Genomic DNA, 14,887 nt, shown 5'->3' on the forward strand with positions numbered 1-14,887 from the left:
CCATTTAAGTCTACGAGTGTTGACTGAATGAGGCTAGCAACCGTCCGCCAAATGAGTCAACACATGTAGACTGAACGGCATGCCGGACGAGCCACCACCCCTGTCCCGCGCCGAGCGGCGCCGGCGAACCGAGGCGCGCATCCTGGAGGCCGCGCGCGAGTTGTTCGCCCGGTCCGGCTACGACCGCACCACCATCCGGGCCGTCGCCGCCGCCGCCGGCACCGACCCCGGCCTGGTGATGCGCTACTTCGGGTCGAAAGAGGAACTGTTCGCGCGCGTCGCAGAACTCGCACCGGACCAGCCGGTGACCGGCCCTGCCGAGGACGTCGCCGAAGTGCTGCTGGCCTCCCTGGGCGACAAGCTGCGCGGCGACCTGTCGGGCACGCTGGCGATGTTGCGCTCGATGCTCACCCACCCGGACGCCGGCCGTGAGGTGCGCGCGGCGATCACCGAACAGCAGCGCCAAGTGGCCGCCGCGATCCCGGCCGACGACGCCGTCCTGCGCGCCGGCCTCATCGGCGCGATCACCCTCGGCGCCATCATCGGCCGCGACCTGCTCCACCTGGAGGGAGTACGGGACGCCAAAGCAGAGGACATCGTCGAAGTGCTGCGACCCGCCATCCACGCCATCGCCCAGAGCGCACCAGCCCACGCCCCCGCCGAACTGACCGCCGACCTCGCTCCCTGACCGTCAGCGCTTGCGTTTCTTGCCGCGGCCGGTGGGGCGGCCCTTGGCGCCCGGCGCCGCGCGACGTTTCCGGCGTCCATCGATCGCGTGGACGGCGGACATGCGCGCTACCAGCTCGCGGAACTCGCGGAGGCCCTCCCGGTCGGGATGGCCGGAGTTCAGGACCGCCTCGGCGAAGGTCGCCAGCCCGCCGGGTTGGAGCTCGCCCGCGAGCTGCTCGCGCACCACGTCGGGTCCGGCCGCCTCCAGCAGCGTCAGGATGCTCTCGGTCATGCCCAGCAGGCCCTCGGCCTCGGTGAGGTCGTCCTGGCCGCACATGCCTTCGTCGACCATGTACGCGATCACGGCCGGTGCGAGCCCCGGGTCACCGCGCCAGCGGCGCAGCGCGCTCGTCCCTTCGGGCAGGGCGGTGACCAGCGCGTCCAGCATCATGCCCGCCCGCCTGCGGAAGGGGCAGGTGCGGATCGCCTCCAGAAGCGGTTCGAGGTCACCGCCGTGCGCGTCCAGCCAGCCGGCGATCTCGGCCCGGCCGGTCTCCGCCGTGTAGTGGTCGGCGACGACGCCGAGCAGCCCTTCGGGAGAGGCGTCCCTCAGCTCGCCGACCAGGCCCGCCTCCCGGCCCTCGGCCACCAGCCGCTCGCGGACGGCCGCCGCGCCGAGGTCCGTCAGCCGGACCAGCGTGCCGGGGCGCCGCAGGTCACGCCTCAGCCGCTCGGCCGCGTCCGGCGGGAAGGGAGGCTCGGCGTCGGGGGGCAGGACGCCGTCCCCGGCGGTGAGGTCCATGCTGTAGAGCGGGTCGGCGATGCCCTCGGTCAGTTCCACGGCGCCGAGATCGGCCAGCACGTCCAGCAGGCGCGCCACGTCGTCGCCGACGCGTGCGCGCTCGGCCTCCAGCAGCGGCGCGTCCACCGGTTCGAGCAGGTAGTCCTCGGTGGAGCTCAGCCATACCGACTCCGCGATCCGCCGGACGGGGACGGCGGGCTCCAATCCGTAGATCGTGTTGAGCACGTCGGGCACGACGAGCGGGAAGTCCGCGTACATGAAGGAGAATCCGCCGTCCGCCCAGATGGACCGGCAGATCTCGTCGCGCAGGTCGGGAACCGCCTCGAACGCCCGCCGCCACAGCGCCGGCGGATCGGCGAGCACCGGGGCCGCCTTGGCGACCGCGTACAGCCGCCCCTTGGCCACCCGTACCAGCCGGGCCCGCTTCGCCCACGACAGGACGAGGTTCAGCCCGGCGAGCTCCCCGGCGCTGCGCACCCCCTCGACCTCGTCCCCGGTGCCGAGGAGGTCGACGAGTTCCCGGGCGTCGGACATCCGCAGGTAGCCGTTGGGGGTGAGGGCGCGCCCCTGTTTACCGGCCCATTCCGCCAGCGCGCGCAGCCGCTCGATGACCGGGCTCGCCGCGGCGGCTCGGGCGAGCTCGTCCTCCGGCGGCAGGAACACCGGCGGCTGCGCGAACAGCCGTTCCCCGTCCAGGTCGTCGCCTTCGACTAGACGGCCGAGCAGTTCCTCGTCGAAGTCCACGCGGCCCGCGTGCACGTCCTCGGTGAAGCGCTCCAGGGCGTCCGGATCGGCGAGGTCCACGCCGGCGCGGGCGGCGGTACGGGCCCAGAACGTGGCGAGGCCCTGCCGCAGCGGGTCGCGCACGGCCGTCTCGAAATCCTTGGCGGCCTTGTCGATCGCCGCCGAGTTCTCGGCCGCGCTCGCGCCGCGCGGGTCGAGCAGCCCGGTGGCGTCCAGGTAGCCGATCAGCGTGCGCAGCGTCTCCGGGGCACCGGTCAGTTCCTCGGGCTCGGCGGCGACGCGGCGGGGAATCCACTCCAGGAGGAATCCGTGCACCTGGTGGGGCGTCCACCACGCCAGCCGTCCGTCGGCACCGTCGTGCCTGTACTCCAGGGCCGAGGAGAGGATGAACGGGTCCGCCGCCAGGTCCCGCTCCCCGGCCCAGGCCGTGCAGCGGCGAAGGATCAGGTCCCTGGCGGCCTCGAACTCCTCGGTCTCCTCAGGATCGAATCGCGTGCGCACCCGGCCACGCTAGTGGCCTGCGGCGGGATACCGGCGTCAAACGCCGAGGGAGCGGCCGATGATCTCTTTCATGATCTCGGTGGTGCCGCCGAAGATGGTCTGGATGCGGACGTCCTGGTAGGCCTTGGCGATCGGGTACTCGGTCATGTAGCCGTAGCCGCCGTGCAGCTGGACGCACCGGTCCACCACGCGCTTGAGCAGCTCGGTGTTCCAGTACTTGAGCATCGCGGCCTCTTCGGCGCTCAGCTCTCCCCGGCTCTCCTTGGCGATGCAGTCGTCGGTGAACGTGCGGGTGACGGTCAGCTCGGTCTTCATCTCGGCGAGGGTGAAGCGGTTGTGCTGGAACTTGCCGATCGGGCGGCCGAACGCCTCGCGGGTCTTGCAGTACTCCAGCGTCTGCTCGAAGGCGACCTCGGCCCCGGCCTGGGCGGTGACGCCGATGGACAGGCGCTCGCGGGCGAGGTTCTGCATCAGGTAGATGAAGCCCATGCCCTCCTCGCCGAGGAGGTTGGCCTTGGGGACGCGGACGTTGTCGAAGAACAGCTCGGCGGTGTCCTGGGCGTGCATGCCGACCTTGTCGAGGTTGCGGCCGCGCTCGAAGCCCTCCATGCCGCGCTCGACGACCAGCAGGCTGACGCCGCGGGCGCCGGCGGACGGGTCGGTCTTGGCCACCACGATCACCAGGTCGGACAGGATGCCGTTGGAGATGAACGTCTTGGAGCCGTTGACGACGTAGTCGTCGCCGTCCTTGACCGCAGTGGTCTTGATGCCCTGCAGGTCGGACCCCGCGGCGGGCTCGGTCATCGCGATCCCGGTGATGAGCTCGCCCGAGCAGTAGCCGGGCAGCCAGCGCCGCTTCTGCTCCTCGTCGGCCAGCCGCAGCAGGTAGGCGCCGTTGATGTCGTTGTGCACCGAGAACCCGGGGCCGCTGACGTTCGCGCGGGCGAACTCCTCGTTCAGGACGACGTAGTAGCGGTAGTCGGGGTTGCCGCCGCCGCCGTACTCCTCGGGGACCTCGATGCCGAGCAGGCCCTGCCGTCCGGCGGCCAGCCACACCTCGCGCGAGACGACGCCGTCCCGCTCCCACTGCTCGTGGTACGGGGTGATCTCCTTCGCGATGAAGGACCGCACCATGTCGCGGAACGCCTCGTGCTCCTCGGTGAAGATCTCGCGTGCCATCCGGCCGGCTCCTTGTAGTAAGTGCATCCTGATACAGGATTAATGTAACACTAGGACTGTCACATAGGAGAGGCGGCCATGGACCCGGTCGAAGAGATGACGGTCGACGAGCTGGCCGCCCGCGCCGGCCTGACCGTGCGCACCGTGCGCTTCTACGCCGGGCGCGGCCTGCTCCCGGCGCCCCGCCTGCGCGGCCGCACCGGCCTGTACGGGCCCGACCACCTGGCGCGGCTGGAGCTCGTCCGGGAACTGCAGGCCCTCGGCCTCACCCTGGCCGCGATCGAGCGGCACCTCGAACGCATCCCCGCCGACGCCTCGCCCGAGGACCTCGCCCTCCAGCGCGCCCTGCTGTCACCGTGGGCGCCCGAGGAGACCGAGATCCTGGACCGGCACGAGCTCGACCGGCGGGCCGGGCGCCACCTGGACGACGAGGCGCTGAAGAAGATGGCCGCGCTCGGCGTGATCGAGCAGACCCCCGACGGCACCCGCGTCCTCAGCCCGGCACTGCTGAACACGGCGGCGGAACTGTCGGCCCTGCCGCTGGACACCCTGATCTCCACGCACGAGCTGATCGAACACCACACCTCGGAGCTGGCCGCCGAACTCCAGCGCGTCTTCCAGGACACGGTGGTGCGCCCCTACCGCGAACGCGGCCGTCCCCCGGACGAACGCGAGCAACTGCTGGAACTGGCCGCCAAGCTCAAGCCCCTGATGATCCAGTCACTCGTCGGCTCCTTCCAGCGCGCCGTGGACCGCGCCATCCGCAGATCGACCACCGGCGACGAGGACCGCCCCTAGACCAGGACGCGGCAACGCTTTCCGGCCGCGGCGGGGTTGTCAGGCCCTCTCGGAGACGACGACCTGATCCACGCCGGGACGCCCGATCATGGCCCGCCCGACCTTGCTCCGGTCCCCCGGGTCGCGGACCGTCACGCGGAACGAGTCGGGGATGTCGCCTTCCCTGGCGGATTCGACGAAGCCCGGCCGTTCCTCGAACTGCTTCTTGAACCTCTCGAAGGCCTCTTTCCTGCTCTCATACTCCACCCGATGGACCCAGGGCAGTTTCGCCAGCTCCTTACTGAGTGCGTCCTTCTGCACCTGTGTCGCGTCCTTCTTGCCGCAGACGGGGTTGGACGAGGTGCGCGCGCACAGGTAGACCACGACGCTGTTGTTCTCGTCGGCCTGCCGCGTGAGCGGTCCGGGCTCCCGATCGGGTCGGGAGCCGCCGATCGTGACGGCGGCGGCTCCGGCGCCGACGACGATGGCGGCCACGGACGCGGCCGCCGCGGCAAGGATCAGTGGCCTGGCAAGGACCGACCGGCGGTGCTTCGACGAGAGGTCCAGCGGGGGGACGTCCCCCGGACCGAGCGTGTCGCCCGCGGTCTTCAGCGCGTCGGCCAGACGCCTTTCGGTCGCGTTCACAGTTCCTCCTCCAGGATCCGGCCCAGCGCGGCGATCGCCCTGGACGTGGTCGACTTGACGGTGCCTCGGCTGACCCGCATGGCATCGGCGATCTCCTCTTCGGTGAGATCGCAGAAGTAGCGGAGCACCAGTGCCTCGCGCTGCCGGGCCGGCAGCCGGTGCAGGGCCGCCAGTACCTCGCGCCGGTCCTCGCCGACCATCACCGCCGCCTCCGCCGACCACACCGGAGGCAGATGCTCGCCGCGGAACGGCCGCCCGCGCCGCCGCAGCGCCGTACGGCAGCCGTTGAGCACGGCCGACCGCACGTAGGTCAGTGCCTTGTCCCGCTCCCTCAGGCGTGACCAGCGCCGGTAAAGCCCGATGAACGCGTCCTGCACCACGTCCTCGGCCGTCACCCGATCGCCCACCATCACCAGGGCCAGGCGCATCAGTCCGAGCGCGTGCCCTCGATAGAGCTCGGTGACCGCGATCGTCGCCTCGTCGGCCGCCTGGTCCGCCGCGCGTTCGGGGAGCACCGTTTCAGCTTCCATGTCTCAGAGACGCCCTGAGCCTCCGCTGGTTGCCTCCGGCGCGAAAACGCACCACGGCGGCCCCCGGGATACTCGGGCGCCGCCGCCACCCGGCCTGACCCTGGCCCTGTCCGGGCCCGGGTCAGGCTTCCTTCCATTCGTCGTTCTCGTACTCGACGAGGCGGGGGTGGAGGAGGGTGTTGATGTCGACGTCGCGGTGGCGGAGGTCCTTGCCGAAGACGGCGGCGGAGCGGAGTACGTCGGCGTCCAGGTAGCGCAGGCCGCCCGGCAGGGACGGGGCCAGTTCGAGCTTGGGGGGGTCGGGGGTGGGGGCGGCGAGGACGTAGCCCCAGTCGCCGAAGCTCGGCACGTCCACGTGGTACGGGACGGTGGCCAGCCCGGCGGCGCGGATGGTCTTCTCGATGCACCAGAACGAGCGGGGCGCGAAGTAGGGCGAGCCGGACTGGACGACCATGCGCCCGCCCGGTGCCAGGGCCCGTTTCACCAGGCCGTAGAACTCGACCGAGTACAGCTTGGCGGTGGCGACGTCGTCGGGGTCGGGCATGTCCACGATGATCGAGTCGTAGCGCCGGGTGGCGGTGCGGAGCCAGGAGAAGGCGTCGGCGTGGACGGTCCGGGCGCGGGGGTCCTCGAAGGCGTGCCCGTTGAGGTCGGCGATCTCCTTGTACGTGCGGGCCAGCCGCGTCATCTGCGGGTCGAGTTCGACGAGGGTGGCGCTGCGGACGTCCGGGTAGCGCAGCACCTCGCGGAGTGCGAGGCCGTCGCCGCCGCCGAGGATGAGCACGTTCCCGCGCGTGCCCGCCATCGCCGGGTGGACCAGCGACTCGTGGTAGCGGTACTCGTCGACGGAGGAGAACTGGAGGTCGCCGTTCAGGAACAGCCGCAGGTCGGGGCGGCCGGACAGGGCCACCTTCCGGGTGATCACGATCTCCTGGTACGGGGTGCGTTCGGCGAGCGCGATCGGGTCGCGGTAGAGGACCTGGCGGGCGGAGACCTCGAACCGGTCGGCCAGCGCGTACGTGCCGCCGAGGACCGCGAGCACGGCGGCCATGCCCGCCCACAGCGCGGTGCGGGCGCCCCGGCGGATCTGCCGCCGGAACAGCCACAGCACGACGGCGATGCCGGCGACGGCGTTGACCGCCCCGACCAGCAGGGCGCCCTTGATGTGCCCGAACAGCGGCAGCAGGAAGAACGGGAAGGCGAGGCCGCCGATGAGGGCGCCCACGTAGTCGGCGGCGAACAGGTCGGCGACGGCGCTGCCGGCGTCCTGCCGCCGGATCCGCTGCAGCAGCGTCATCAGCAGCGGGATCTCCGCGCCGATCAGCGCGCCGACCGCGAACGCCACGACGACCAGCGCGGGGACGTACAGGTTCAACCAGGCGAACGCCGCGTACAGGACGAGCACCGACAGCCCGCCGAGCAGGGCCAGCACCCCCTCGACGACGGCGAACGCGACGATCGGGAAGCGCTGCAGGGGTTTGGCGGCCAGCGACCCGACGCCCATGGCGAACACCATGACCGACAGCACGATGGACGCCTGGGTGACGGAGTTGCCGACCAGGTAGCTGCCGAGGGCGACCAGCGCCAGCTCGTACACCAGACCGCACGCGGCGCAGGTGAACACCGCCGCGAGCACCAGCGCGCGGGCGGCGCGGGCGGGCAGCCGCAGCGCCGCCGGGGCCTCGGCCTCGGTGTCGTCGGTCTCGGTGTCTGCCACGGAACGGGTCGTGCTCAGGAGATGGCGGCGGCCACGATCGCGGCGGTGCCGAGGTCGGCGGCGGCGACCACCCAGCAGGAGGGGTGCAGCTCCCGCGCGTCGACGACGGTCGCGCCCAGCTTGCCGGGCGTGAGCAGGTCGAGCATGTAGAAGGCCGCGGTCATCAGGACGATCCCGATGACGCCGTAGGTGACCGTGCCGAGCAGCCCGGCGGCCAGGTCGTCCTCGCTGACGGCGATGGCGGTGGTCACGATGGCGCCCACGCCGAGCAGCTTGGCGGCCAGGATCAGCGCGGCGCCCCGGTTGCGCTCGGTCCAGATCTGCCGGCCGAGATTGCCCGGTGTGGTCACCTCCACCACCAGGTAGCCCAGGGCCATCAGCCCGATGCCGATGGCGCCGTAGGCGAGCGCGGCACCGCTCTCCTGGAGGATGTCGTCGATCATGAGCTGGTGCCCCTCCGGTTCCGTACGGCGGCGACGGCGATCCAGACCACCCCGCCCGCGATCAGCGCGATCCCGATTCCGATGAAGATGGTGCGGCCGAGGTTCAGCGGCTCGTCGAGCCGGTCGGCGGCCGGCGCGGCCTGGGCGGCGGGCGCCGGTGAGGCGGCGGGCACCGGCGCCGCCAGGCCCTCCTGGGCGACCAGCATCGGCATGGAGCCGATGACGTCGGAGAGCCGGGCGATGGAGTTGGTCCCGAGGATGTCGTCCTGCTTCTGCTGGGAGACCTGCGCCTCCAGCTCGAACCGGTTGGTGGTCTCCAGGTCGAGGTCCCGGCTGGTCTCGATCTCCATCGTGCCGGAGGTCCATTCCTGGTCGGACGAGGAGTAGCTGTAGTCCGCCGTGAGGACGGCCCAGCGCGGGCAGCGGTCGAGGTGCCGGCGCGGGTCGACCCCGACGCCGAGGTTGGAGCCGTACTCGACGCCGCTCACCTGCAGTTGCATCAAGGCCCGGTCGATCTCCCTGCGCTCGGAGGGCGTGAGGGTCTTGGAGGGTGAGGGCACGGTGCCGGGCCGGCGGGTGGGCTGGGCTGTGCCGGTCTCCGGCGTGCGGCGCGGGGCCGGGGACACTCCGGTACGCGGTGTCGTCTCCGGGGACGCTCCGGTACGCGGCACGGTCGGCGAGGGCCGCGTGCTCTCCGGGCGGAACGTGCCGCTGTAGGACGGCGTCACCGTCGGGATCGCCCGGTACCGGCCGGACTCGATCACCCAGCCGTAGCAGACGCCCTGGGCCCTGGACGCGGTGGCGAGCCGTTCGACCAGCTGCCCGGTCTCCCTGGGGCCGAACACCGGCGCGGACTCGATCCCCGGGTCCTTGCGGTCGAAGACGCCCTCGTCGTACAGGCCCCACAGGAAGGGGACGACGAACACCACCAGGAAGATCGCGACCAGGCAGCCGCAGCCGCCCTTGGACATCTCGCTGTTGGCGGCCTGGAGCGCCTTCTGGTCGCTCTCGGTCCGCCCGGCGCCGGACCCGCCGCCCTTCTGGCCCTTCTGACCGCCGCTCACTTGCCGCCCTCCCCGGGGCCGCCGCCGCGGAACGAGGACGCCCGGCCCCCCGGGCCTCCCCAGTGCCCGCCCACCGAGGAGTGGTAGCGGGCGTATCCGCGGTCGGGGGTGTCCAAGGTGATGCGGGAGCCGCGCCCGTCCGGCAGGATCCCGACCACGGCGTTGTGGTAGCGCAGGAAGACGCCGTTGGGCGTGTAGACCCGTTCGTCGGTCTCGAACCGCCGCAGGATCTCGCGCGACACGGTCAGCGGCGGCCGCTGCGAGGCGTAGGTGTCGTCCGCGACCCGCGTGTAGGTGTCGGGGATCCAGCCGCGGGGCGAGGTGCGTCCCGCGAACAGCGCGATCAGCAGCACGATCGCGCCGAGGCCGGCCAGCACCAGCGACCCGATCACGGGCGCCTTCATCCCGCGCCCGCCGCTCCCGGCGGGCGCCGCGTCCTCGCTCATCGCTCGCTCACCAGCCGGCTCCGTGTCATGACGATCTCCCGGGTCTGCGGATAGGCGTGCCAGGTGCGCCACCCCAGCCCGCCGGGGGCGTCCCCGGCGGCCACGGCCAGGGCGGTGACGGCGTGCGGGGAGCCGGGGAAGGTCCCGGTCAGCGCGTCGGCACGGCCCGCGAGACGGTCGCGCAGGCCGTCGACGGCCCGGCGGAACGCCGCGTCGCCGTCGTGCGCCACCGTGGTCGCGGTGAAGTCGTAGGCCCAGCCGCCGGCCGTGGCGCGGAACCGTCCGGGCACCGGGTCGTGCCCGCCGGGGAGGCAGGCCACGGTCTCGCTGAACGGGCCGGCGAAGACCTGGTGGGACGCGCCGAGCAGGCGGAGCTCCACCACCGCGTTCTCCGGCGCCTCGACCGGCAGGACGGCGAGCGCGTCGAGCCGGGGCAGCCCGAGCGCGAACGACAGCGCGTCGGCGCGCGAGTCCGCGTAGGGGATGTCGAGGGAGGCGAGCAAGACCGGCTCAGCTTCCGGGGTAGATCGTCAGGGTGCCGGTGGGGACGCGTTCGCCGGTCCCTGCCTCCCAGGCGCCGCCGCCGTACCGCTCGAACGACAGGTAGCGGCCGCCGGACGCCTCGTAGTCGACGTACTCGACCCGGCCCTCGGCACCGACGCCGGTGGTGCCCTCGCTGGAGTAGTCGGCGGTGCCGTGCTCGTCGCGCCGGTACTCCACGCCGTCGACCGTCAGCGTCCTCCTGTCGGGACGCAGGTCGCCGGCGTCCAGTTCGGTCCACCAGACGACCTCGAGGTCGGGGTCCTCCTCGACCGAGATCCAGACCTTGGTGCCCTCGATGGTGTCGGCGTCCAGGAGGTGCTCGCTCCAGGTGAAGCCGCCCTCGCGGAGCCGTACCGAGCCGCGCACGAAGTAGCGGACGCCGAGGTACTCGACCATGTCGCCCGCCTTGATGGTGCGCGGGTCGCCCGCCACCTGGTCCTCGGCGGCGAACGGGTCGCGCGGGGCGGCGGCGTCCGCGGGGCGGGCGGCGGCCGTCCCGGACGGACGGCGCCGCACCATCAGGACGATGATGACGACGAGAGCGCACAGGATGAGCGCCAGCAGGACGGCAATCACTCGCCCGTCCACGGGCACCTCCGTTGAAGCAGCGGTATCTGGGGCAACGCGCGGATCCTACCGAGATCAGGAGGAAATAACTATGCGCGCCTCAGACGTCACCCAGGTCACGCTGGTTCCCTGGATACAACTGTTTCGCCGGTTTTGCGGTTCGCCGGAACTCAGAGCCGTGCGACGGCGGCCGCCACGCGCTCGTCGGTGGCGGTGAAGGCGATCCGGACGTGCCGTCCGCCCGCCGGGCCGTAGAACTCCCCCGGGCCGACGATGATGCCCAGGTCGGCGAGGTGCCCGACGGTGTCCCAGCACGGCTCGTCCCGGGTCGCCCACAGGTAGAGGGACGCCTCGGAGTGGTCGACGCGGAAGCCGTGGCCCTCGAACGCGGCGCGCAGGGCGGCCCGGCGCCGCGCGTACCGCTCGCGCTGCTCGTCGACGTGCGCGTCGTCCTGGAACGCCGCCGTCATCGCCGCCTGCACCGGGGCCGGGACGATCATCCCGGCGTGCTTGCGGATCTCCAGGATCCGCTTCACCAGGGCCAGGTCGCCCAGCACGACCCCGGCCCGGTACCCGGCCATGTTGGACCGCTTGGACAGCGAGTTCACCGCCAGCAGGCCCTCGTGCGAGCCGTCGCAGACCTCCGGGTGCAGGATCGACACCGGCGGGTGCCCGGGGTCCCAGCCGAACTCCAGGTAGCACTCGTCGCTGACCACGACCGCGCCGCGCTCGCGCGCCCAGGCCACCACCTTGCGCAGGTGCTCGGCGGGCAGCACCCGGCCGGTCGGGTTGGACGGCGAGTTCACCCAGACGATCTTCGGTACGGCCGGGCCGAGCGCCAGCAGCCCGTCGGTCGCCACCGGCTCGGCGCCCGCCAGCCGGGCGCCCACGTCGTAGGTCGGGTAGGCCAGTTCGGGGAAGACGACCCGGTCGCCCGGGCCCGCGCCCAGCAGCGTCGGCAGCCAGGCCACCAGTTCCTTGCTGCCGATCACCGGGAGCACCGCGTCCGGGTCGGCCTGGGCGATCCCGAGGCGGCGCCGGGCCCAGCCCGCCACCGCCTCGCGCAGCGGCGGGGTCCCGTAGGTCTGCGGGTAACCGGGCGCGTCGGACGCCTTGGCCAGCGCCTCCTGCACGAACGCGGGGGTGGGGTCCACGGGGGTGCCGACCGACAGGTCGACCACGCCTCCGGGGTGCCGGGCGGCACGCTCCCGGTACGGCCGCACCGAATCCCACGGAAAGTCCGGCAGCGCGCGCAAATCCACCCCTCCTACACCTTCTTCACCAAAGCCAACATGGCTCTCAAGAGCCCTCAAGGCCGTGGCCTCGACGTGAGGAGGCCACGGCCTTGAGGGTACGCAACCCTTGTCTCGCGGGAACCGCGCGCGCGGGATCGTTCCGTTACGCGCCCCGGAGTCTTATTCGTCGTGCTCCTGGGGAGGCAGCGCGGCCACGATCGGGTGGTCCTTGTCGATCTTGCCCACCTTGGAGGCGCCGCCGGGCGAGCCCAGGTCGTCGAAGAACTCCACGTTGACCTTGTAGAAGTCCTTCCACTGGTCGGGCACATCGTCCTCGTAGTAGATGGCCTCAACCGGGCAGACCGGCTCGCAAGCACCGCAGTCGACGCACTCGTCGGGGTGGATGTAGAGCTGGCGCTTCCCCTCGTAGATGCAGTCGACCGGGCATTCCTCGATGCATGCCTTGTCGAGCAGGTCCACGCAGGGCTGCGCGATGACATAGGTCACGTTCGTGACTCCTCTCGGGTGTACCGGCCCCGCCGCACGTCACGGCTTACCGCACGCTCGCTGTGAATAGTATTGCCACCACGGCTCAGTCGATTCGACACGGGGGTCCTCACATGTCCGGCCACTTCGCCGCGCGGCTGGTCGTGTCCATCACTCCGGCGGACGTGGGTCAGCGGGTCTCGCTTCGCCGCCGCCTGCCTACGGGAGAGTACAGCGACGTGGTGGGCGTGCTCGAATCGTGGTCCGGCAAACGGCTCCAGGTCCGCCGGCGCACCGGTGAGCTGGTCGAAGTGCCCGAGGAGATCGTGGTGGCCGGCAAGGTCGTCCCGCCGCAGCCCCCGCCCAGGCGCCGCCCCCGCTCCGACGGCTGATCACCGCCTCGGCGCCTTCCGAGTTCAGCCGAGGGCGACGCGTCCCAGGGCCGCCTGCGCGATGCGCGCCAGTTCGGCGACGCCCCGGTCGCTTCCGGCCGCGCCGCCGTGCACCCACTGCATGGTGAGCACGACGTTCGCCCGGCGGGCCATCAGGAGCGTGTCGCCAGGCCCCGGCTTGGCCTGGGCCTCGACGCCTTGGCGGACGTGCGGGTCCCCTACGGGCCGATAGGCCCCGGGCCCGCCGCGTTCGTAGGCCATCCAGGAGGCGGCCCGGCCCGAAGCGCTCTCCAGGTACCTCCTCTGGTGGACCTCGACCTCCATGAACAGCCGCCCGCGTCCGGCCTGCTCCCGCTGGCACCGCCGGGCCCCCGGGTGGCCGGTCCGCTTCCAGGGGCCGCCGGGCCCGGCGGAGCCTGCGGCGGGGACACGCCACGCCCCCTGGCCCAGCTCAGGGCCCGCCAGCGCGCACGGGTCGGGGACGCTGAGGGCCTCTCCCCTGCCCGGCCACCACGAGTCCAGCCACGGAGACCAGGCCGCGAGCGGGAGGGGCACGAAGGCGAGCAGGGTCAGCAGCACCGTCTTCCGGCGCGTCCGGCCGGAAGTGCGCTCCCGCAGGCCCGGAGGCGCGTGCCGGTACGCCGCGGCGAGGGCGCGGAGCACCTGCAGCCGTTCGCCGAACGAGCCGTCACGGGAGAGCGCCCCTTCGACGGGGGCGGCCAGGGTGACGGAGCCCGCGTGTCGCCTGAGCACGACCACGGAACGTCCGGAGCGGGTGGCGCGGACCTCGAAGCCGGTCATCTCGTGCCAGGGGATCCTGCTCGTCGTCCAGAACCCCCGGTTCACGATCCCCTCGGGCCCCGCGAGCGTGGCGCCGCGCCTGCTCAGGAGCAGAAGCGCCAGGGCGGCGGACGGGGTCAGGGCCGCCAGGCAGTACGGCGCGGCGGCCCAGAGCGGGCCGGTGGCCCCGGAGGCGAGGATCAGCGCGCAGAGCACGGCGCCCAGCAGGATCGCCGCGGCCAGGGCCGCGCGTTCGCCGGTGGTCGCGGGCGGCGGGCGGAACTGCACCGTTCCAGGCTCGGCGCCGGGAGAGGGCGGCGGCGTGGGCGTCGAGGGGGTGCTTGGCGGACGCGGGGTGCCTCGTGTGGCCTCGTGGCCCTCGAACAGCGCGTCCGGCCCAGGAGACGGGAGCGACGGGTCTTCCACGATTCCTCCAGGTCGCGAACCGAGCGGGCACGGCGTCTCCTCTTCCGATGCGCCTTCGCCTTCACTTGTTCACGCCACCCACTGGAAGAACGGCCTCGAAGTGCTTTTGCGGCACATCAGACCCGCCGTCCTCCTTGGACCCCTATCGCTCGGGGTTCACCACAATTCGGTGTATCGAGAACCCGCCCTCAAGGTTCTGGCCTGGAAAAGCTCCGAGACCGTGACGAGCGTGAAGCCCCGCTGCCTCAGGCCCGAGAGGATGCTCGGCGTCGCCTTTACCGTCGCCTGGTGAATATCATGAAAAAGTACGACGCCGCCGGGTTTGGGTTGTTTGACGCCGGCGCTCACATTGCGGGCCATGTTGCGGTGCAGCCAGTCCATGCTGTCCACGCTCCACATGATCTGCGGCATGCCCACGGCACGGCCCACCTGCGCGTCGGTCGCCCCGTACGGGGGCCTGAACACCTTGGGCACGACCCCGGACGCCTCCTGGATCGCCCGCTGCGTACGGCTGATCTCCGAACGGACCGCACCGCCGGACATCCCCGTCAGCTTCGGATGCGACCAGGTGTGGTTGGCCAGCTCATGCCCCTCGTAGGCCATGCGCCGGACGAGGTGGGCGTGCCCGCGGACGTTCTCGCCGAGCATGAAGAAGGTGGCGCGGGCACCCGACCTCCGCAGCATGTCCAGAAGCTGCCCCGTGTACGCCCCGGGCCCGTCGTCGTAGGTGAGGGCCACGCACTTGAGCCTCGCGCAGTCGAGCCGCCGCATCGCGGGCGGAGCGGCGGGCCGCGCCGGCGGGGCCGCCTTCTTCTTCAGCGCGACGTGCTGCCGCGCCGCCGCCGCTTTGCGCTGCCCGTCCTCCCCCTGGCCGCCGCAGCCCGCGGTGACGGCCAATCCCAGGACCAGAAGAATCGCCGGATTTCTGCTTCGCACCACGC

Annotated in this window: 17 protein-coding genes; 3 read left to right on the plus strand and 14 right to left on the minus strand. The window is 72.0% G+C overall.

Annotated elements, in window-relative coordinates; all coding sequences use genetic code 11:
• Positions 1 to 79 precede the first annotated feature (79 nt).
• Complete coding sequence (locus tag ACFPZN_RS27860) at positions 80 to 688, plus strand: TetR/AcrR family transcriptional regulator (protein ID WP_378285176.1); 609 nt, start codon at positions 80 to 82, stop codon at positions 686 to 688.
• 3 nt (positions 689 to 691) lie between these two features.
• Here the strand turns inward: ACFPZN_RS27860 and ACFPZN_RS27865 are convergent, their stop codons facing one another.
• Entirely contained in the window at positions 692 to 2,716 is a 2,025-nt protein-coding gene (locus ACFPZN_RS27865; RefSeq protein WP_378285177.1) for a hypothetical protein, read from the minus strand.
• A 36-nt stretch (positions 2,717 to 2,752) separates the two neighbouring features.
• Positions 2,753 to 3,895, minus strand: coding sequence for an acyl-CoA dehydrogenase family protein (locus ACFPZN_RS27870; protein WP_378285178.1), 1,143 nt, complete (start codon positions 3,893 to 3,895; stop codon positions 2,753 to 2,755).
• A 78-nt stretch (positions 3,896 to 3,973) separates the two neighbouring features.
• Here ACFPZN_RS27870 and ACFPZN_RS27875 point away from each other — a divergent pair, with 78 nt between their 5' ends.
• On the plus strand, positions 3,974 to 4,693 hold the full coding sequence (locus ACFPZN_RS27875; protein WP_378285179.1) for a MerR family transcriptional regulator: 720 nt from the start codon (positions 3,974 to 3,976) through the stop codon (positions 4,691 to 4,693).
• Positions 4,694 to 4,732: 39 nt separating this feature from the next.
• Here the strand turns inward: ACFPZN_RS27875 and ACFPZN_RS27880 are convergent, their stop codons facing one another.
• From ACFPZN_RS27880 to fdxA, 10 genes are all read right to left on the minus strand, one after another.
• Positions 4,733 to 5,317: a permease-like cell division protein FtsX gene (locus tag ACFPZN_RS27880; protein WP_378285180.1), complete on the minus strand. Its 585-nt coding sequence runs from the start codon at positions 5,315 to 5,317 to the stop codon at positions 4,733 to 4,735.
• Entirely contained in the window at positions 5,314 to 5,847 is a 534-nt protein-coding gene (locus tag ACFPZN_RS27885; protein ID WP_378285181.1) for a SigE family RNA polymerase sigma factor, read from the minus strand. Before ACFPZN_RS27885 ends, ACFPZN_RS27880 begins: the two co-directional genes overlap by 4 nt.
• A 121-nt stretch (positions 5,848 to 5,968) precedes the next feature.
• On the minus strand, positions 5,969 to 7,564 hold the full coding sequence (locus ACFPZN_RS27890; RefSeq protein ID WP_378285182.1) for a polyamine aminopropyltransferase: 1,596 nt from the start codon (positions 7,562 to 7,564) through the stop codon (positions 5,969 to 5,971).
• 14 nt (positions 7,565 to 7,578) lie between these two features.
• Positions 7,579 to 8,007 carry a DUF350 domain-containing protein gene (locus ACFPZN_RS27895; protein ID WP_378285183.1) on the minus strand — a complete coding sequence of 143 codons (429 nt, stop codon included), beginning with the start codon at positions 8,005 to 8,007 and terminating at the stop codon, positions 7,579 to 7,581.
• The gene (locus tag ACFPZN_RS27900; RefSeq protein ID WP_378285184.1) at positions 8,004 to 9,071 is read right to left on the minus strand and encodes a hypothetical protein; all 1,068 of its coding nucleotides are present in this window, start codon (positions 9,069 to 9,071) and stop codon (positions 8,004 to 8,006) included. The genes ACFPZN_RS27895 and ACFPZN_RS27900 overlap by 4 nt, the downstream gene beginning before the upstream one ends.
• The gene (locus ACFPZN_RS27905; RefSeq protein WP_378285185.1) at positions 9,068 to 9,517 is read right to left on the minus strand and encodes a DUF4247 domain-containing protein; all 450 of its coding nucleotides are present in this window, start codon (positions 9,515 to 9,517) and stop codon (positions 9,068 to 9,070) included. The genes ACFPZN_RS27900 and ACFPZN_RS27905 overlap by 4 nt, the downstream gene beginning before the upstream one ends.
• The gene (locus ACFPZN_RS27910) at positions 9,514 to 10,020 is read right to left on the minus strand and encodes a DUF2617 family protein (RefSeq protein WP_378285186.1); all 507 of its coding nucleotides are present in this window, start codon (positions 10,018 to 10,020) and stop codon (positions 9,514 to 9,516) included. Before ACFPZN_RS27910 ends, ACFPZN_RS27905 begins: the two co-directional genes overlap by 4 nt.
• Positions 10,021 to 10,027: 7 nt before the next feature.
• Entirely contained in the window at positions 10,028 to 10,648 is a 621-nt protein-coding gene (locus tag ACFPZN_RS27915; RefSeq protein ID WP_378285187.1) for a DUF4178 domain-containing protein, read from the minus strand.
• Positions 10,649 to 10,797: 149 nt separating this feature from the next.
• Complete coding sequence (gene dapC / locus ACFPZN_RS27920; RefSeq protein ID WP_378285239.1) at positions 10,798 to 11,883, minus strand: succinyldiaminopimelate transaminase; 1,086 nt, start codon at positions 11,881 to 11,883, stop codon at positions 10,798 to 10,800.
• A 159-nt stretch (positions 11,884 to 12,042) separates the two neighbouring features.
• Positions 12,043 to 12,369, minus strand: a complete 327-nt coding sequence (fdxA, locus tag ACFPZN_RS27925) for a ferredoxin (protein ID WP_197010200.1) — start codon at positions 12,367 to 12,369, stop codon at positions 12,043 to 12,045.
• 113 nt (positions 12,370 to 12,482) lie between these two features.
• Here fdxA and ACFPZN_RS27930 point away from each other — a divergent pair, with 113 nt between their 5' ends.
• Entirely contained in the window at positions 12,483 to 12,740 is a 258-nt protein-coding gene (locus tag ACFPZN_RS27930) for a putative acetyltransferase (RefSeq protein WP_378285188.1), read from the plus strand.
• A 24-nt stretch (positions 12,741 to 12,764) separates the two neighbouring features.
• Here the strand turns inward: ACFPZN_RS27930 and ACFPZN_RS27935 are convergent, their stop codons facing one another.
• Complete coding sequence (locus ACFPZN_RS27935; RefSeq protein ID WP_378285189.1) at positions 12,765 to 13,946, minus strand: hypothetical protein; 1,182 nt, start codon at positions 13,944 to 13,946, stop codon at positions 12,765 to 12,767.
• 156 nt (positions 13,947 to 14,102) lie between these two features.
• Positions 14,103 to 14,843 (minus strand): polysaccharide deacetylase family protein, encoded by a 741-nt coding sequence (locus ACFPZN_RS27940; protein WP_378285190.1) that lies wholly within the window; start codon positions 14,841 to 14,843, stop codon positions 14,103 to 14,105.
• Positions 14,844 to 14,887 lie beyond the last annotated feature (44 nt).

The organism is Actinomadura rugatobispora (assembly GCF_042656285.1).
Classification (GTDB): domain Bacteria; phylum Actinomycetota; class Actinomycetes; order Streptosporangiales; family Streptosporangiaceae; genus Spirillospora; species Spirillospora rugatobispora.